This is a genomic window from Variovorax gracilis, assembly GCF_030317115.1.
Taxonomy (GTDB): domain Bacteria; phylum Pseudomonadota; class Gammaproteobacteria; order Burkholderiales; family Burkholderiaceae_C; genus Variovorax; species Variovorax gracilis.
The window spans coordinates 1-16,640 of sequence record NZ_JASZYF010000037.1 but is presented as its reverse complement, the minus strand read 5'-3'; the positions used below and the strand labels follow the sequence as shown (position 1 = coordinate 16,640).

Below are 16,640 nucleotides of genomic sequence, written 5' to 3'. Positions count from 1 at the left end.
ATGATGTCGTAGAGGCCTGGCCGTTTCGCCATCGGCGAATGCGGCAATAGTGGGCAAAAGTTCACGTTCTGGCCCCTAGTAAAAAGAAATGACTGTAAACCAAAGTACTACCATTTCTAGAATGAGGACATGAAACGCCAGAGCGAAAACGACACGGACACCAACTTTGGATGGTGGGCCGACAAGCCCGAACGCGGAGAGCGCCCCACCACCTTTCAGGCCCCGTTTGGCAATGCTTCCCGACCAGAGGGCCGCTTCAGTTGGGGTACTGCACTGCTCATCGTGCTCCTCATGATCGCGTTCATCTGGTCCTTGAAGTCGCTCGCCGGATGGTGAGGCCGCCCCTCGGCCATTCGACCCACGCGGTCTCGACGTTGCGCCTCCGTCGGTAGCCACCCACCCACGCCATTGCGAGTCGGAAGCTATCGCCTTCCGAACGTGCCGAAGTCTGCCAGCCGGGCTGGATTGAAGCCTCCCTGCATGCAGCAGCGTGTTGCACACAAAAAGATGCCCAACGAGCTGATCGGCCCTCGCGCTACAGCGCGCGGGAGGCGCCGCGGATTCGAACCAGCCATGAGCCCATGGGTTGACGGCCGGACCGGATCTAGCGCACAGCCTCGCCCTTTCGGTACGCACCAGGCGAGCTGCCTGTCCATCCCTTGAACGCGCGCTGGAACGCTGCGCTGTCGGTGAAGCCCAGCTCGTGCGCAAGCTGCGCCAGAGGCGCCGCACTGGTGCTCAGCCGCACGATGGCGATGTCACGGCGCAGTTCGTCCTTCAGGGCCTGGAACGACGTGCCTTCCAGCGCCAGTCTGCGCTGCAGGGTGGCGGTCGACACGTTCAGCGTCGAGGCAGCGCTCGCCAGATCGGGCCAGTTGGGCTGCGTGTGACGCAGGTGATTGCGCACGCGCTTGCTTGTCATCTCGTCGTTTCGGCGCGGCATGATGATGTTGGCCGGTGCCTCGGCGAGGAAGGCACGCAGCGCATCTTCGTCGCGGTGCACTGCGACCTCCAGCCAGTGCGCGTCGAACCAGAGGGCGGTGTGCGGCTGGCCGAACTCCAACTGCGCCGGGAAGGCCTGGCTGTAGCTGCCCACGTGCGCTGGCGTGTCGAAGGCGAAGTCGAAACGCCTGGCAGGCAGCCGCCCGCCGGCCAGCCACGCGACCAGGCGCCAGAACACGCGCAGCAGCAGTTCGTGGAGGAAGACGTGGTGCACCACCGAGGTCTCATCGAAGCTCAGAACCATGCCCGCGTTGTCGTCTTCGCAGCAGAGTTCCAGCGTCGCGTCGTCGCGCAGCAGCGCGAAGGTGCGCGCGATGCGCAGGATCGCTTGCCTCACGTCGCGCGAGCCCAGTGCCGAACGCGCCATCAGCGCGAAGCTGCCGGGCTTGAGTGGCCGCGAAAGAAAGCCTAGACACTCGTCACCGCGCCGCTCGATCAGGAAGCGAAACAGCGCCACATATTGCTCGGCGGTCACGCGGCCGCGGGGGTGCGACAACAACTCCATCGGAATGCCGACGTCCGCAAGGTAGCTCTCGCAACTCTCGCCGCGCGCCTCGATGCCCGCGAGCATGCCGCGGACCATGGCCACGGGGATGGTGATCAGAGCTTTCTTCGTCAAGCTGGAACGCCGTCTGGATTGATGTGATTTGCCATTCGATCGATGCGTTGTGCAATTGTCGGGCTGGGTCTGCATTCCTAGCATCGACTCCGTTCAGCAACAGGCACGCGAAGGCCGCGGGTCCCAACGGAGGCAGACATGTACCTTACCCAAGGGCTGCATCGTGCAGTTCAGCAGAAACCCGATCGCATCGCGGTGCGCTTCGGTAGCCGCAGCCGCACGTTTCGCGAGCTGGCAGAGCGCGTGGCGCGGCTGGCCGGTGCCCTGCAGAAGCTGGGCATGAGCGAGGGCGATCGCGTGGGCATGCTCGCTCTCAATTCGGACCGGTACCTCGAATACCAGATGGCGGTGCCTTGGGGCGGCGGCGTGCTCAATCCCTGCAACATCCGTTGGTCCGTCGCGGAGATCCTCTACGCGCTCAACGACTCGGGCTCGACGATCCTTCTGGTGGACGACACCTTCCGGTCCATGATCGAGTCCCTCCGCAAGGACGCCGCCACCCTGCGGGAAGTGATCTACTGCGGCGACGGCCCGACGCCGGCAGGCATGCTCAACTACGAAGTGCTGGTGGACAGCACACAGCCGGTGCCCGATGCGGCGCGGCGCGGGGAGGAACTGGCCGGCATCTTCTACACCGGCGGCACCACCGGCTTTCCCAAGGGCGTCATGCTCAGCCATACCAATATCTGCAGTTCGGGCCTGGCACTGCATTGCGAAGGCGTGGCCGACGACGACGGCCGCTACCTGCATGCCGCGCCGATGTTCCACCTGGCCGACATCGGTATCTCGCAACCGCACTGGATCCAGGGCAACACGCACGCGGTGATCCCGGCCTTCGCGCCCGAGTTGGTGCTGGACACCATCGAGCGCGAACGCATCACCTCGGTGCTGCTGGTGCCCACGATGATCCAGATGATGGTGGACCATCCGGCCATGAAGAAGCCGCGCGACCTGAGCTCGCTCAAGACCATCGTGTATGGCGCCTCGCCCATTTCGGAAGCGATGCTGGAGCGTGCCATGGCTGTGCTGCCGGGCGTGAGGTTCGTGCAGGCATACGGCATGACGGAGCTCTCGCCGGTCGCGACCCTCAATCCGGCCTGGGCTCACATGCCGGAACACCGCCACCGGGGCAAGCTGCGTGCCGCCGGCCGGGCGTGCCTGTGCTGCGAGGTCCGCATCGTCGACCCCGAGGGCCACGAAGTTCCCCGGGGCACGGTGGGCGAGGTGGCGGTGCGCGGCCCCAACGTGATGCAGGGCTACTGGAACAAGCCGGAGCAGACGGCCGCGGCCGTGCGTGGCGGATGGATGCATACGGGCGACGGCGGTTACATGGACGAGGACGGCTTCATCTTCATCGTCGATCGCCTCAAGGACATGATCATCAGCGGCGGCGAGAACATCTACTCGGCGGAAGTCGAGAACGCATTGAGCCAGCACTCCGCGGTGGCCGCCAGTGCGGTGATCGGCATTCCGAGCGCGGAGTGGGGCGAAGCAGTCCATGCCGTGGTGGTGGCCAAGCCCGGCGCCTCCGCTTCGCCCGAGGAGTTGATCGCGCACTGCAAGGCACTCATTGCCGGCTACAAGTGCCCTCGCTCGGTGGAACTGCGCGATGCCTTGCCGCTGTCGGGTGCCGGCAAGGTGCTCAAGACCGAACTGCGCAGGCCCTTCTGGGCAGGCCACGCACGCCAGGTGAGCTGACCCCCCAAATCCGAGGACTCACGTTATGAACCACATCTATGTCACCGGCGTCGGCATGATTCCCTTCGCCAAGCCCGGCAGGCATGCGCCCTACCGCGCGATGGGCGCGCAGGCCGCCCGGGCCGCGCTGGCCGATGCCGGCATGGGCTACGAACTGGTGCAGCAGGCCTTCGTGGGCTATGTCTATGGCGACTCCACGGCCGGGCAGCGCGCGCTGTACGAGGTGGGCATGAGCGGCATCCCCATCGTCAACGTCAACAACAACTGCTCCACAGGTTCGACCGCGCTTTTCCTGGCGCGCCAGGCGGTGCAGAGCGGCGCCGTGGACTGCGCACTGGCGCTGGGCTTCGAGCACATGAACCCGGGGGCACTCGGCGCGGTCTTTGCGGACCGCCCCAGCCCCTTCGACCGCTTCGACCAGGCCACTGCGGATCTGGTGGGCCACGGCGAGATCCCGCTGGCGCTGCGTTACTTCGGGGGCGCCGGCAAGGCGCACATGGACGAGTACGGCACGCAGATGTCGACCTTCGCCAAGATCCGCGCCAAGGCCAGCCGGCATGCGGCCCACAACCCGTTGGCGCTGTTGCGCAACGTGCTCACCGAGGAAGACGTGATGGCCGCACCTGTGATGTGGCCCGGCGTCATGACCCGGCTGATGGCCTGCCCGCCCACGTGCGGCGCGGCCGCCGCCATCGTCTGCTCCGAAGCCTTCGCGCAAAGGCACGGCCTCGACCGCAGCGTGCGCGTGAGGGCACAGGCCATGACCACCGACCGCCCGGCCACCTTCGAGGCCAGAGACATGCGCGAGGTGGTCGGCTTCAGCATGGCCAGGGAAGCGGCTCGCCGGGTGTACGAAGCGGCGGGCGTCGGCCCGCACGACATCGACGTGGTCGAGCTGCACGACTGCTTCGCGCACAACGAACTCATCAGCTACGAGTCGCTGGGCCTGTGCCCCGAGGGCGGCGCCGAGAAGTTCGTGGTGGATGGCGACAACACCTACGGTGGGGCCGTGGTCACCAACCCTTCGGGCGGCCTGCTGTCCAAGGGACATCCCCTGGGCGCGACGGGCCTTGCGCAATGCACGGAACTGGTCCAGCAGCTTCGCGGCACGGCCGACGCGCGCCAGGTCCGGGGCGCGCGCCTGGCCCTGCAGCACAACCTCGGCCTGGGCGGTGCCTGCGTGGTCACGCTCTATGAACGCGCCTGAGAAGGAGCACCTGATGATCGACAAGAAATGGATCGGCCACGAGCTGCCGCCCTGCGAACTGCCCATCGAGCGCAGTCGCCTGCGCTTCTTCGCAAAGGCGATCGGCGAGACCGATCCGGTCTACACGGATGAGGCCGCCGCGCGCGACGCCGGCTACCCGGACCTGCCGGCGCCTCCCACTTTCCTGTTCGCGGCCGAGCTGGATGCCGGAGTGACCGACCGGCTGCTGGCCGACCTGCAGATCCCGCTGGCCAAACTGCTGCACGGCGAACAGGGCTTCACCTACCACCGCCCGGCTTGCGTGGGCGACACCGTCACCGTGCGATCGCGCATCGACGACGTCTACGACAAGAAGAACGGCGCGCTGGAGTTTGTGGTGAAGAGCTCGCGCGCCACCAACCAGCGCGGCGAACTCGTGGCCGAGATGCGCACCGTGCTCGTCTGCAGGAACTGACCCATGAGCGCACCCACCTTCGAGACCGTGCAGGTCGGCAACGCCCTGCCGCCGCTGCAATTTCGTCCCCTGGATCGCACCACGCTCGCTCTCTTCGGCGGCGCCTCGGGCGACCACAACCCCCTCCACATCGACACCGATGTCGCCCGTCGCGCCGGCATGCCCGACGTGTTCGCCCAGGGCATGCTGGGCATGGCCTGGCTGGCCCGCCTGATCACCGGCTGGGCGCCGCAGTCGCGTCTGCGCCGCTTCGATGCGCGATTCCAGGGCATCACGCACCTGGGCAATGCCCTGCGCTGCGAGGGCCGCGTTCTCGAGAAGTTTGAGGCTGACGGCGAACGCCGCGTGCGCGTCGAGGTGCGCAGCACGAACCAGTTTGGACAGACCAAGATCGCCGGCGAGGCCGTCGTCGCGCTGCCCTGACCAGCTCACCCGTCTTACACCAAGGAGACCCCCAATGACCCACAGACTCGACGGCAAGGTTGCCCTCGTCACCGGCTCTGGCCGCGGCATCGGCCGCTCTATCGCCCTGAAATTCGCTGCCGAAGGCGCGCGCGTGGTCGTCAACGACCTGGATGCCGGCCCGGCCAACGACGTGGTGGCCGAGATCCGCGCTGCCGGCGGCCAGGCGGTGACCTGCGCCGGCAGCGTGACCGCGCCCGACTTCGCCGAGCGTTTCATCGGCACCGCCGTCAACGAATACAAGGGCCTGGACATCGTCGTCAACAACGCCGGCTACACCTGGGACAACGTGATCCAGAAAATGACGGACGAGCAGTGGTACGCCATGATCGACTGCCATCTGACGGCGCCTTTCCGCATCCTGCGCGCTGCCTATCCGGCGATCCGCGAGCTGTCCAGGACCGACCAGGCGGCGGGCAGGCGCGTGGTGCGCAAGGTTGTCAACATCTCGTCGGTGGCGGGCTTGTTCGGCAACGCCGGCCAGGTGAACTACTCGACGGCCAAGGCCGGGATCCTGGGCATGACGCAGACCCTGGCCAAGGAGTGGGGGCGGCTGAATGTCACCGTCAATGCGGTGGCCTACGGCTTCATCAGGACGCGCCTGACGGGCAATGCGGCCGAAGGCGGCACGGCCAACATCGACGGCCGCGACATCAAGGTCGGCGTGAACCCCGAGCTGCTCGCAGCGATGGAGCGCGGCATTCCTCTGGGCCGCGGCGGCACGCCGGACGAAGCCGCCGGCGCGGTGTTCCTGCTGTGCCTGCCCGAATCGGACTACGTGAGCGGGCAGACGCTGATGTGTTCCGGCGGCCTCACCGGCATCTGAAGAAGGGCGCGATCATGCTTCCACCGCTGTATCGCCATCGCTGGATGGACGAGGATATCGACGCGTTTCGCGAGCAGGTGCGCCGCTATGTGGCCGCCGAGTTGGCACCGGGACTCGATGGCTGGCGTCGCCAGGGCTACATCCCGCGCGAGGTATGGGCGCCCTTCGGCGCGCTGGGCTTCCTGCTGCCCGAGCTCGACGAGGCCTATGGCGGCGCCGGCGCCAGCCTGGCCTACCAGTGTGTCGTGCAGGACGAGTTGGCCAGGGCCGAGGTACCTGCCAACACGGCGGTGCACACCGTTGCCGCCCACTACATCCTCGACTACGGCACCGACGCGCAGCGAAAGCGCTGGCTGCCCAGGCTGGCCAGCGGCGAGATGCTGGCTGCCATCGCGATGACCGAGCCCGGCTGCGGCTCCGACCTGCAAGCCCTGCGAACCCGCGCGCGGCGCGATGGCGACAGCTACGTGATCGACGGTGCCAAGACCTTCATCACCAACGGCTTCACCGCCAACCTGCTGGTGGTGGCCGTGCGCACCGGCGAGGCCGGCAGCCACGGTGTGTCGCTGCTCGTATTGGAGACTGAAGGGCTGGAAGGCTTTCGCGTGGGACGCAGGCTGGAGAAGCTGGGCCAGCACGCGTCCGACACGGCCGAGCTCTGCTTCGAGAACGTTCGCGTTCCGGCCGGCCGTCTGCTCGGTGGCGAGGAGGGGCGAGGATTCAGGCAGCTGATGAGCCAGCTGCCTTACGAGCGCACCTTGCTGACCGTGCCCGCCGCGGCGGTGATCGAGCGCGCGGTGGAGCTGACGCTGGCGTACACGCAGCAGCGCAAGGCCTTCGGTCAGGCCCTGTATGACTTCCAGAACACGCGCTTCAAGATCGCCGAATGCGCCACCCTGGCCCATGTGGTGCGCAGCTTCGTGAACGACTGCGTGCAGCGCCTGCTTGACGGCACGCTGGACGACACCTCGGCCTACATGGCCAAGTGGTGGTGCACCGAGCAGCAGTGCAAGGTGGTGGACGAGTGTCTGCAGCTCTTCGGTGGATACGGGTACATCACGGACTACCCCATCGCACGCCTGTATGGCGATTCGCGCGTGCAGCGCATCTATGGCGGCGCGAACGAGATCATGAAGGAGCTCATCGCCCGAAAGCTTGCGACGTGACGATGAGGCCGCCGCTTCGAACGTCCCGTCGACGGTCGCCAAAGGGGAGAACTTCTGCATCGGCACCGAGAAAGTGCTCGATTGCTGATGCCCGTTCAGGAGGTGTGCACGCGCTTCAGGGAACGTGGCGTGAACCGAGTGCGAGTGGTTGTGTGGCGCAGGATGGGACCAAGCTCGATCGTCGACTGCGACCCGATTGGGTCAGCGGCGCACCCGTGCGGCATCCGCCTGAACATGGCCATGTTGCGCCGCTGCCGAGGGCATACTGGCGGCATGCGCGATGCTCCACCTGTGTCTTTGGTCCGGAGGCATGGGCCGCGCTGGGCGCGCTGGCTGCTCGGGTTTCTGTGCCTGCTTGCGCTCCTATTGCTCGGGCCCATCGGTGTGCTGGCCTTCGGCAATCTGGACTTGACCACGCCATGGCACATGACGAGTCGTGAGAGCACCGGGCAGGCGCCCGACCCTGTGGTCGAGCGCCGTGCGGTGGTGCAGATCTACGGCGCGCGCATTGTGCGATGGCGCGGCGCCTTCGGCATCCATCCCTGGATCGCGGTCAAGCGCGCCGGCGCCGAGCGATACACCACCTATCACATCGTTGGCTGGCGGGCCCGCCGCGGCGGCGATGCCTTGGTCACCAGCGTCGTGGACGCGCCGGACATGCTCTGGTTCGGGGCCTATCCGCAGTTGCTGGCGGACCACCGGGGTGCGCAAGCAGAAGCCCTGATCGACCAGATCGAACTGGCCGTGGCGGCTTACCCGTGGCGCGCGTCATACCGCCTTTGGCCCGGCCCCAACAGCAACACCTTCGTGGCCTGGGTGGCCCGGCAGGTGCCTGCCCTGCGCTTGGACCTGCCGCCCACTGCCATCGGCAAGGACTATCTCGGTTCGACCACCTTCGTCGACCGCGCACCCAGCGGCACCGGCTGGCAGGTGTCGCTGATGGGACTGGCGGGCGTGACGGTGGCACGGGACGAGGGCCTGGAACTGAACGTGCTGGGCCTGGGCTTCGGCATCGACATCGACGATCTTGCCCTGCGGCTGCCAGGTTTCGGCCGGCTGCCGTGATGTTCGCGGCACCGGAGCCCACCCTGTCCAGGCACTGCCCTCCGACCGCGTTGCGCGGTCGCGATCACCACGTCACGCAGCACGCTTCGCGCTGCCCCGAAGAGGTGGGTCAGGAAGCGGTCACGGTAAAAGTCTGGCCACTGTAGGTGCCCTGGAATATGCGGATCGGATTGGAGACGTACCGCGCCACGCTCGCCTTGAGTTCTCGGTACTCCGGACTGTCGATCTTGTAGGCGTACCCCGCGCCAATCTTCAGCACCTGGGCCCCGCCAGCGCCGAACACCGTTGAGTCGTGATAGCCGGAAACGAGGACGGCCGAGATCTTGCGGTTGCCCGGGTTTTCGATCATCCAGCGCACCGGCTCATAGCTTGCAAGAACCAGCACCAAGGGCGTTGACGAGGGCATGACGGTGACCCGCACCGGCCCGGCCGTGCGCCCCGCGCCAGCGCCGTGTACACCAGCCTTCGATTCATACACCCCAATGGCATCGACCTGGGCGTTGGGCGGTACGTGGGTCAGCATGGCAGCCGGACCAGGACCTTCCTGCCGGGTCTGCGCCTGCTGAAGTTTCGCCAGTTGCACCTCCAGGTTCGCGGCGGCTATGGCTTGCTGTAGATCGGTGGACTCGCCGACCTCGACCTTGCTGCCCACTGAGACGAAGTTCCCCCTTCGCATGAAGCCGACTCTCGGTGAGAGCGGCAGGATCGAGCCCAGGTTGTGCTCGTAATTGAGGACCGGTGCCACCGTCATTCTTTCAACATCCAGGACCCGACCCTCGCCCTGGTACGAAGCGCCTGGCTTGGGCGTGGTGTAGAGGAGGGCGGTGTCGCTGATCTGTGCGTAATTGCCCGCGCGCAGCGGGCCCATGTCCACGTAACCGCTCTGGCCGGTGGCCAGATCCAACCAGCCCAGACCCGGGTAGCTCACATACACGAGCTTCGTGCCGTTGTTCATGAGGAACGGTCGCCCCGAACTGACCGGCCTGGTTGTCGGCCAGAACTGCACCTGCGTTGCCAGGATGCCCCCATCGGCCGCCTCCTTGATGTGATCCATCAACGCCACGCCGGAGTCGCCCCCCACGAGCCGGCGATCAGGGCCTCCCGGCACGGCGATGGCCCAACTCGGGCTTCTGATGGCGGCCGTGTACGGCGTTGATTTGCCGGTCACCAGATTCAGAAGGACGGTGCCCGATTCCGTGCCTCCCCGGGTCATCACCAGCGCCCCGGATTCGGGAAGCCAAGAGACCAGCGAACGGTACTGGTCGGAGCTCCATACCAGAGCGCCGGATTCGATGTCGTAGGCCTTGATCGAGCGCCCCGTGTCCGCCTGCGCGATCATCACCCGGCCATTCGGGGAGAGTGCGATGGCATTCTGGTTGAATCTCATCCCGCGAATGGTCTGGAACGCTTTGCCATCCGGCAGCCGGACCGCAGTGATGCCTCCTTGGCTGCCTTGCAGCAGCGCGACGCTGGATTGCGCGGACGTGATGATGCCGATCGTGGTCTCTTCGTAGGACGGCAGCGTCCGAAGTGCGCCGAGTTCAGCCAAGGGAGCGAGGGGAGGCTTCAATAGCAGTGCCGCGATCCGTTGGAAGCCGATCCACTCGCCAATGTCCGCATCCTGTTTCCTGAGGCAATCGGCATCGACAGGCTTGCGACGAATGTCCTCCGGCGAGTCGAAGCGCCCAATGGAAATCGCGGAAGTGCATGCCAGTGCCCTGACTTGCATCATCCTCTCGATGCGGTCTTTCGCTGCGGCTTGGCCACCCTCTCGGGCGGCAGACTCGATGAATCGGGAGGTCGCCAGAGCGACGTCATCGGCCAGGGGGAAGGCCTTTGTGATTCTCTCCGCGGCCGGCGTCAACGTTGCAGACAGTTTGTCGCAACCGCTGAGGACCAGTGCTAGCGCGGCGATGACGATCGCCTTCCAACGCGCGTGGATCATGCAAGGGCTTTCGGTAACATATTGATACCGATATCCTAGCGGTGTCCGGCTGGAATCAAGTCGAGCTGCGATCATTGATTCGAGCAAGCGCTGGATCCCTCCAAGCCGGACCGCCCGGCGGCAACTATGGATCGCAAGACGACACAGCAGGCGCAGGACTGAGCGAGCGTCACACGTGGAAATGCATGAACAGATTGAATCGTCGCGGACAGGTGTGTGTGCTGGGCAGTGCCGAGCCCGGCTCGCGCGCCTACGAAATGGCCGGTGAGGCCGGTGAACTCCTGGCCCGACTGGGCATTTCATTGATCAGCGGATGCGGCAGTCCGGCTACCAGGGTGGCGGCCGAGCGAGCCCTGGGTGCCGGTGGTTTGGTCATCAGCATCATCCCCAGCGGGGAGATGCCCGATGCAGACTGGCCGGCCACGGTCGTCATCCCCTGCGGCATGGGAGACGCGCGCAATCTCTTGATGGCGTTGGCCGGAGACGCCTGCATCGTGATCGGTGGCCGCGCAGGCACCATCTCGGAGGTGTGCCTGGCCTGGTTGCACAAGCGCCCATTGCTACCCCTGGTGGGCTGTGGAGGTTGGTCCGATGGTCTTCTCGACCATCCGCCTGACGAACGCCGGAACTCGCCGATCTTGGCGTGGAGTTCTGCCGATGAGCTGCAGGCCCGACTTCAATCCCTTGGGCTGGCACCGCCGGCGATGGAGGGGGAGACCCCCTAGTTGGGGATGGATCGGCTCCAGACGTGGCCGCTGCGCAGCGGGCCGCTCTCAGTGCGACCGCGTCCGCCAGATCGACAGCACGACCCACACGCTGTTCACGAAGGCGAGCAGATAGCCGAACGAGCCAAGCACCGTGAAGATCGGGATGCCGAAGAGTTGCGGACCGGAGGTGACCGTCATCACGATCGATGAGCCGATGACGACCGAGGCGGTCATGATGCCGATGGTGATGCGGTTGATCGTACGGTCGAGTTTGCCCACGAAGATGTCGAGCCGTTTCAGATCGAGATCCATTCGCAGGCGGCCGCGGCGCGCATCCTTGAGCAGCCGAGCAAGGTCGCGCGGCATGGCTCGCATCAGATCGAGAAACTGGCCGATGCCCGCGCCACCACGGCGCCCCAATTCCGCCGGCGCGTAGCGCGCGGCGAGCGCGCGCTCGACATAGGGCTTCAGCCGATCGGCGAGCACAAACTCCGGATCGTATTTTCGTCCGGAGCCTTCCAGTGTGATCAGCGCCTTGAACATCAGCGTGAGGTCGGAGGGCAGCACGATGCCGTGCGTTCGCAGCATCGCCGTGATTCGACCGATCAATTCGCCGATGCGCATGTCCTTGACTGGCAAATCGCCGTAATCGGCCACGAGTTCGTCGACGTCGGCGGCGAGCCCTTCTTCATCGACCGCCTCGGGACCCGCCCAGTCGAGCAGCACCTCGACCATCGGCTCGCTGTCGCGGCGCGTGATTCCGGCAAGCAAATCCATGATCTGATGGCGGCGCCCAAGCGACAGCCTGCCGGTCATGCCGAAGTCGATCATCGCGATGCGATTGCCCGGCAGGTAGATCACGTTTCCGGGGTGCGGATCGGCCTGGAAGAAGCCATGCTCGAGAATCATCTTGAGCACGTTGTCGACGCCGCGCTCTGCGAGCAACTTGAGATCGAGTCCGGCACGCTCGACCGCGGCCAGGTCCTCGGCGCTGATGCCGTCGATGTGCTCCTGCACGTTCATCACTTCGCTGGTCCATTGCGGGAAGACGTGCGGGATCAGGACGTGCGGCTCGCCCCGGAAGTTGCGCTCAAAGCGCTCGATGTTGTGCGCCTCGGTGGCGAGATCCAGCTCGCGCAGTGTCGAGCGGCGAAACTCTTCGACGACGTGCACCGGCTGATAGCGGCGCACCTCGGGTACTTCCTTTTCGACGAACTGCGCGAGATGCGACAGCAGCCGCAGGTCAGCCTCGACCTTGGCTTCGATGCCGGGGCGGCGGACTTTCAACACGACTGCGCGGCCATCGTGCAATCGCGCGCGATGCACTTGCGCAATGGAGGCGGCCCCCGTCGGTTCCACTTCGAGATCGACGAAGGCTTCCGTGTGCGGCATGCCGAGCGATCGCTCGATCACCGGCAGGATCTGATCGAACGGCACCGGCGCCGCGTTGCTGCGCAGGCGCGCGAGTTCCGTTGTCCACTTCGGTGGAAGCAGATCCTCGCGCAGCGAAAGCATCTGCCCCAGCTTGACGAAGGTGGGGCCGAGCTCTTCGAGAGCAAGACACAGTCGCTGTTGCGGCTCGAGCTGCGCGCTGTGCGTGACCTGGCCCCAATGGAGTATTTCGCCCGCGCGCTCCAGGAGCGAGGCGACCCCGAGCCGCCGCACGAGATCACCGAGTCCGTGGCGGATGAATACCAGGCTGATCTCGTGCAGGCGCGGCAGGTCACGCACCGCACTGGCCTCGCGCACGACCTACTTCGCTTTCTTGATGTCTGACTGCTGGCGCAGCGCGTCTGCGAATCCGGCAAGCAGCCCACTGGTGAGCATCGTCATGTTGGCGCCGTATTGGCGCACGGAGTCGATCCCGGGCGCCGAGCCCGCGCGATACGAGCCGATGCGGTTGGCGAATTCGCTCATCACTTGTGCGAAGCGCACGCTTGCATCCGCGCCGACGCGCTGAGCATGCAGCGAGAGATCGACCAATTCACGGCGCAGGTTGCCGGTGGTGGCATCGGCCATCCGGTTGGCGACCGCGACGTAGTCCTGCTGCAGTGTCTGCAGGGCCGCGAACGCATTCTTCAGATCGTTGTCGGAGAACTCCTTGCCGCGCGCCGCCAGCGCCTGCAGTGCCGCGTGGGTCGCCAGCGATGAAGCGTGCAGCGCCTCATCGAGGCCGCGGATCGCCTCCGCGAAGGCTTCGCGTGCCTGCGCGCCCTCAAGCGGCGGCTTCGACACGCCGCCGCTCATGGTCCGCACGACTTCCTTGATGCCCTCGGTGTCGAGCCGACCGCCCGCCAGCATCTGCGCGGTCAGTTCGCGCACCCGCTCGCGGATCGCCTGTTCTTCGACCTGCGCTTCAGCCGGCGCGGAGGCAGCGTTCCCCGCCGGCGCTGTGGGATCCGTCATTTCGCGCCCTCCTGTGAAACGATGGGAAGGACAGGATAGACGAATTTGGTGTTCGTTGATCGCGCGGCGCTGGGTTGATGAGTGCTGCCGCCAGCAAGGCTGACTCCAGGCGCCCGCTCCATTCCTGCGGTCGATGGGGGTGCAGGCCCCTTCAATGTCCTTCGGGACTTCTGAAGGCAATGTCCCACGGGATCAGCGCCGTTGCGAATGGCCTTGCCTCGGCCACTTGGAAGCATGGCACCGCCCACTGAACCACCGCGGGAACGCGCTGAGCGATCCAAACCCCAGGAGGCTCGCGACCTCCGACAGCGGTCGCTCGAGGCTCGCCACATAGCGTGGCACGAGTTCGGCGCGCCGCCTTTAGGATGGAGGCGTAGCCTTCGCCCTGAGCCGCCAAGTGACGCTGGACGGTCCGGGCTTCGACGCCAACTGCTGCGCCACGGCCGCATTCGCGCGTTGGCGAATTTCTGTTCGGCTGCTTGGTCAGGATCGGCAGCGCGTGGATGGTGTCGAATCTATGGCCCCTGCGCGAGGATTCGTCGACCGGGAAGGGCTGAGCCATTCCGCCCTTGAAGGTGGCGACCTGAATTTCCGTTCAGGGTTGCGAGCGGCCGGTTTTGCGCAGTGCAGAGCGGATGTGACAGACTGCCGGTCCCTCTCAAGTCGGCATAAGGCATTTCATGAGAATTCGTCGATTCCGTGCCGGTGATGAACCTGCGCTGCGCCGCGTTCGCGCGACGGCCATTCATGGGATTGCCTCCCGTGATCGCACGCCTGAACGCGCCGAGGCTTGGGGTCCGGAGGACCTCGATAGTGAGCGATGGGCACAATGAGGCTGGCCGACGAACTTCCCGAAGTGTTCGAGCGCTTCGGCCGCGTGTCGGCCCGTCGCATGTTCGGAGGCCACGGCATCTTCCACGAGGGGCGCATGTTCGGCCTGGTGAGCGGCGAGCGCCTGTACCTCAAGACTGACGAGGAGAGTCGAGCCAAGTTCGAGGCAAGAGGGCTCGCGCCCTTCGAGTACATGCGCGCGGGCAAGCTGACGCCGACCTCGTATGTGGAAGCGCCGGCCGAAATCTACGAAGACCGCGAGGAAGCGGCACGCTGGGCCCGCCTGGCCTGGGAGGCTGTCGTGCGCAGGGACGGTGCGGCCGCGCGACAGAAACCCGCTGCCAGAAAGATCGCTGCGACGAAGGCGCCTCGGAAGAAGCCGGCCGCGAAGAAGGCGGCAGTGGCAAAGGCCGCTACGACCAATCGCTCCGGGGCGAAGCGCTGACCCGCTGTACCTGCTGCTCAGTTGTGCAGGGTAAAACCGACTGTCCCCGGTCGGGTGGCACAGCTTGGCGGACCTCTGCGCCTGCGATGAAGTCTTTGTTCCCCCCGCCAACTGGCGTTTCTTTGCCGAATACCATCCTTTCGACGCACTTTTTTCCTCACAGCACATCGATTCGACCAATGCGTTCCGCCGTCTACTACTCTCTGATGCTCTTGCTCGGATTCGCCTGGTACCAGTTCGGGCAGAACCCGCTACGGAAGGGGTATCGCGAAGAGAACGGCCGACTCACCCAAGGAATTGTGGGTCCGGTGGGATTGCTCGTGACCGCTGTCGTCGCGTGTGGCCTCCTGTTTGCCTTGTTGCGCGCGCTGTTCCGGGGTGAGGTGTCCTGCTTGGGCAGGGGTTGCACAATGCAGATTTACACCCTGGCTGCGCATGCTGGCGAGTACTGGGCCAACGTGTTTTACTTGGCATGGATGGTGCTCGGCCTTGGCTACGCAATGTATGTGACGTCCAAGATTTGGTTCCGCGTATAGCCGCGTCCAAGACCAGCGCACCGCGGCGCGCCGCCGCTATTCACGTTCTGTCTTGTCGGGGGTTGCTTGCTTTGCTGCTGATAGCAAAGGCAGCCGGCAAGGGGTGCTGAAGCTGCTCCGGGTCACAGTGGGTGCTGTGATGTTCGGGCACGCCGTGCTGGCGAAACGATGGCGGCCCCGGCGGGGAAAGCGAATCTGCCGCACCGTGAGGCGGCTGCCCGCCAACCCAGGCTTTCGCAGGGCCAATCATCTTTGGCGGCGATTGCCGCGTGCAGGTCTGGCCGCTAGATCAATGTCAACCCAAACCTCAACGGATACTGCAGCATGTCGTTGAGGGCTCAGACATTGTTCCGCCCAGCGAAGCGCGCGCCTGGCTCACCGAGTTGGCCGAAGACGTGGTCGGCAGCGCTCAGAGAAAGTGCTGACCAGGAACGGCGCGAGCTACGTGGCCTTGTTCGGTGCACGCCGGCTGGACTACTGCCGTGCCCTCGAGTCGGAGCACGCCAATCTCGTGCTGACTGAAGACGCCATCACCGGCCTGCGGCAAGCCTTGGCGGGGCCGTTCGTGTCTGACGAGGCATTGGACCAGGCACTGGGCGTCTCATCGGCGCTGTGAGCAATCCCGTCAACGCACGGGTTCGGGCGGTTGCGAACTTTCTGACGTGCTTGCGCCCTGCACGTAGGTTCACGCAGGAACAGGACGCCGCTTCTGCGTCGACGCGCTTCAAGACATTGCAGGCAGAAGTGATCAAAGCGCGGACACTTCTTTCGTTCGCACCGACAAGCGGGCCGCCTGCTCGGCGTTCGGGGCCTGAGCGTCATTCCGCGAGTTTTAGAAGCGGCCGTTGAAACCCCTGCTTGAGCGCGGCAAAGCGAGATTTCGATTCGCAGACTGGACTTCATGGCCGCATCGCCGCGATCCTGCCACCGCTGAGCTGCATCAACGCGTCGCCATACGCACAAGCCGGGCCGCCTCTTCGGCGCGCGCGTCGTCAACCTCGCGCAGCACGCCGCGCACGTCCACCGGCCCACTCGGACGCGCGAAGCTGCCGGTCAGCGTCGAGCCAGCGTGCAGCTCGCCACGCTCGTAGAGGTTCCATATTTCCTCGCCGTACCTGGTGGAAAGCAACTCGGGCGCGACCCGCCCGAAGAAGTCCGCGAGGTTCGCCACATCCCGCAGCAGCATCCGCCGCGCGTGGTTGTTGCCCGCGGCATCGACCGCCTGCGGCAAGTCAATGATCACCGGGCCGTCGGTGGCGAGCAATACGTTG

At 65.6% G+C, this 16,640-nt stretch carries 17 protein-coding genes; 12 read left to right on the top strand and 5 right to left on the bottom strand.

Annotated elements, in window-relative coordinates; genetic code table 11:
* Positions 1–129 precede the first annotated feature (129 nt).
* Entirely contained in the window at positions 130–336 is a 207-nt protein-coding gene (locus QTH97_RS32620) for a hypothetical protein (RefSeq protein WP_286572739.1), read from the top strand.
* A 268-nt stretch (positions 337–604) separates the two neighbouring features.
* On the opposite strand, the gene QTH97_RS32615 is transcribed toward QTH97_RS32620, so the two are convergent.
* Entirely contained in the window at positions 605–1,621 is a 1,017-nt protein-coding gene (locus QTH97_RS32615; protein ID WP_286572738.1) for an AraC family transcriptional regulator, read from the bottom strand.
* Positions 1,622–1,759: 138 nt separating this feature from the next.
* Between QTH97_RS32615 and QTH97_RS32610 the strand changes: the two genes are divergently transcribed.
* The 7 genes from QTH97_RS32610 to QTH97_RS32580 all read left to right on the top strand — a co-directional run bounded on the left by QTH97_RS32610 (position 1,760) and on the right by QTH97_RS32580 (position 8,499).
* Positions 1,760–3,319: a long-chain-fatty-acid--CoA ligase gene (locus QTH97_RS32610; protein WP_286572737.1), complete on the top strand. Its 1,560-nt coding sequence runs from the start codon at positions 1,760–1,762 to the stop codon at positions 3,317–3,319.
* A gap of 25 nt (positions 3,320–3,344) precedes the next feature.
* Entirely contained in the window at positions 3,345–4,526 is a 1,182-nt protein-coding gene (locus QTH97_RS32605; RefSeq protein ID WP_286572736.1) for a lipid-transfer protein, read from the top strand.
* A 13-nt stretch (positions 4,527–4,539) separates the two neighbouring features.
* Positions 4,540–4,980 carry a MaoC family dehydratase N-terminal domain-containing protein gene (locus QTH97_RS32600; RefSeq protein ID WP_286572735.1) on the top strand — a complete coding sequence of 147 codons (441 nt, stop codon included), beginning with the start codon at positions 4,540–4,542 and terminating at the stop codon, positions 4,978–4,980.
* 3 nt (positions 4,981–4,983) lie between these two features.
* Complete coding sequence (locus QTH97_RS32595; protein WP_286572734.1) at positions 4,984–5,403, top strand: MaoC/PaaZ C-terminal domain-containing protein; 420 nt, start codon at positions 4,984–4,986, stop codon at positions 5,401–5,403.
* Positions 5,404–5,437: 34 nt separating this feature from the next.
* Positions 5,438–6,268, top strand: a complete 831-nt coding sequence (locus QTH97_RS32590) for an SDR family NAD(P)-dependent oxidoreductase (protein ID WP_286572733.1) — start codon at positions 5,438–5,440, stop codon at positions 6,266–6,268.
* Between the two features lie 14 nt (positions 6,269–6,282).
* A complete protein-coding gene (locus QTH97_RS32585; protein ID WP_286572732.1) occupies positions 6,283–7,434 on the top strand; it encodes an acyl-CoA dehydrogenase family protein in 1,152 nt (383 codons plus the stop codon).
* Between the two features lie 426 nt (positions 7,435–7,860).
* The gene (locus QTH97_RS32580; RefSeq protein ID WP_286572731.1) at positions 7,861–8,499 is read left to right on the top strand and encodes a DUF3750 domain-containing protein; all 639 of its coding nucleotides are present in this window, start codon (positions 7,861–7,863) and stop codon (positions 8,497–8,499) included.
* 109 nt (positions 8,500–8,608) lie between these two features.
* Here QTH97_RS32580 and QTH97_RS32575 read toward each other — a convergent pair whose 3' ends face one another.
* Positions 8,609–10,444, bottom strand: coding sequence for a WD40 repeat domain-containing protein (locus tag QTH97_RS32575; protein ID WP_286572730.1), 1,836 nt, complete (start codon positions 10,442–10,444; stop codon positions 8,609–8,611).
* Positions 10,445–10,629: 185 nt separating this feature from the next.
* Here QTH97_RS32575 and QTH97_RS32570 point away from each other — a divergent pair, with 185 nt between their 5' ends.
* Complete coding sequence (locus QTH97_RS32570; RefSeq protein ID WP_286572729.1) at positions 10,630–11,169, top strand: SLOG cluster 4 domain-containing protein; 540 nt, start codon at positions 10,630–10,632, stop codon at positions 11,167–11,169.
* Between the two features lie 48 nt (positions 11,170–11,217).
* Here QTH97_RS32570 and QTH97_RS32565 read toward each other — a convergent pair whose 3' ends face one another.
* Both QTH97_RS32565 and QTH97_RS32560 read right to left on the bottom strand, forming a co-directional pair.
* Positions 11,218–12,666: an ABC1 kinase family protein gene (locus QTH97_RS32565; protein ID WP_286572770.1), complete on the bottom strand. Its 1,449-nt coding sequence runs from the start codon at positions 12,664–12,666 to the stop codon at positions 11,218–11,220.
* A gap of 237 nt (positions 12,667–12,903) precedes the next feature.
* Complete coding sequence (locus QTH97_RS32560) at positions 12,904–13,557, bottom strand: DUF6781 family protein (RefSeq protein ID WP_286572728.1); 654 nt, start codon at positions 13,555–13,557, stop codon at positions 12,904–12,906.
* Positions 13,558–14,377: 820 nt separating this feature from the next.
* On the opposite strand from QTH97_RS32560, the gene QTH97_RS32555 reads away from it, so the two are divergent.
* From QTH97_RS32555 to QTH97_RS32545, 3 genes are all read left to right on the top strand, one after another.
* Positions 14,378–14,833, top strand: a complete 456-nt coding sequence (locus QTH97_RS32555; RefSeq protein WP_286572727.1) for a TfoX/Sxy family protein — start codon at positions 14,378–14,380, stop codon at positions 14,831–14,833.
* 179 nt (positions 14,834–15,012) lie between these two features.
* A complete protein-coding gene (locus QTH97_RS32550) occupies positions 15,013–15,369 on the top strand; it encodes a hypothetical protein (RefSeq protein ID WP_286572726.1) in 357 nt (118 codons plus the stop codon).
* A 418-nt stretch (positions 15,370–15,787) separates the two neighbouring features.
* A complete protein-coding gene (locus tag QTH97_RS32545; protein ID WP_286572725.1) occupies positions 15,788–15,985 on the top strand; it encodes a hypothetical protein in 198 nt (65 codons plus the stop codon).
* Positions 15,986–16,309: 324 nt separating this feature from the next.
* Here the strand turns inward: QTH97_RS32545 and QTH97_RS32540 are convergent.
* The coding region (locus QTH97_RS32540) for an RIO1 family regulatory kinase/ATPase domain-containing protein (protein ID WP_286572724.1) at positions 16,310–16,640 on the bottom strand (331 nt) is incomplete at its 5' end.

Coding starts and splice junctions, on each gene's coding strand:
- QTH97_RS32555 (WP_286572727.1), top strand. CDS start 14,378: ATGGGCACAATGAGGCTGGCCGACGAACTTCCCGAAGTGTTCGAGCGC.
- QTH97_RS32575 (WP_286572730.1), bottom strand. CDS start 10,444: ATGATCCACGCGCGTTGGAAGGCGATCGTCATCGCCGCGCTAGCACTG.
- QTH97_RS32605 (WP_286572736.1), top strand. CDS start 3,345: ATGAACCACATCTATGTCACCGGCGTCGGCATGATTCCCTTCGCCAAG.
- QTH97_RS32560 (WP_286572728.1), bottom strand. CDS start 13,557: ATGACGGATCCCACAGCGCCGGCGGGGAACGCTGCCTCCGCGCCGGCT.
- QTH97_RS32595 (WP_286572734.1), top strand. CDS start 4,984: ATGAGCGCACCCACCTTCGAGACCGTGCAGGTCGGCAACGCCCTGCCG.
- QTH97_RS32590 (WP_286572733.1), top strand. CDS start 5,438: ATGACCCACAGACTCGACGGCAAGGTTGCCCTCGTCACCGGCTCTGGC.
- QTH97_RS32580 (WP_286572731.1), top strand. CDS start 7,861: ATGACGAGTCGTGAGAGCACCGGGCAGGCGCCCGACCCTGTGGTCGAG.
- QTH97_RS32570 (WP_286572729.1), top strand. CDS start 10,630: ATGAACAGATTGAATCGTCGCGGACAGGTGTGTGTGCTGGGCAGTGCC.
- QTH97_RS32585 (WP_286572732.1), top strand. CDS start 6,283: ATGCTTCCACCGCTGTATCGCCATCGCTGGATGGACGAGGATATCGAC.
- QTH97_RS32565 (WP_286572770.1), bottom strand. CDS start 12,666: ATGCTTTCGCTGCGCGAGGATCTGCTTCCACCGAAGTGGACAACGGAA.
- QTH97_RS32600 (WP_286572735.1), top strand. CDS start 4,540: ATGATCGACAAGAAATGGATCGGCCACGAGCTGCCGCCCTGCGAACTG.
- QTH97_RS32620 (WP_286572739.1), top strand. CDS start 130: ATGAAACGCCAGAGCGAAAACGACACGGACACCAACTTTGGATGGTGG.
- QTH97_RS32610 (WP_286572737.1), top strand. CDS start 1,760: ATGTACCTTACCCAAGGGCTGCATCGTGCAGTTCAGCAGAAACCCGAT.
- QTH97_RS32550 (WP_286572726.1), top strand. CDS start 15,013: ATGCGTTCCGCCGTCTACTACTCTCTGATGCTCTTGCTCGGATTCGCC.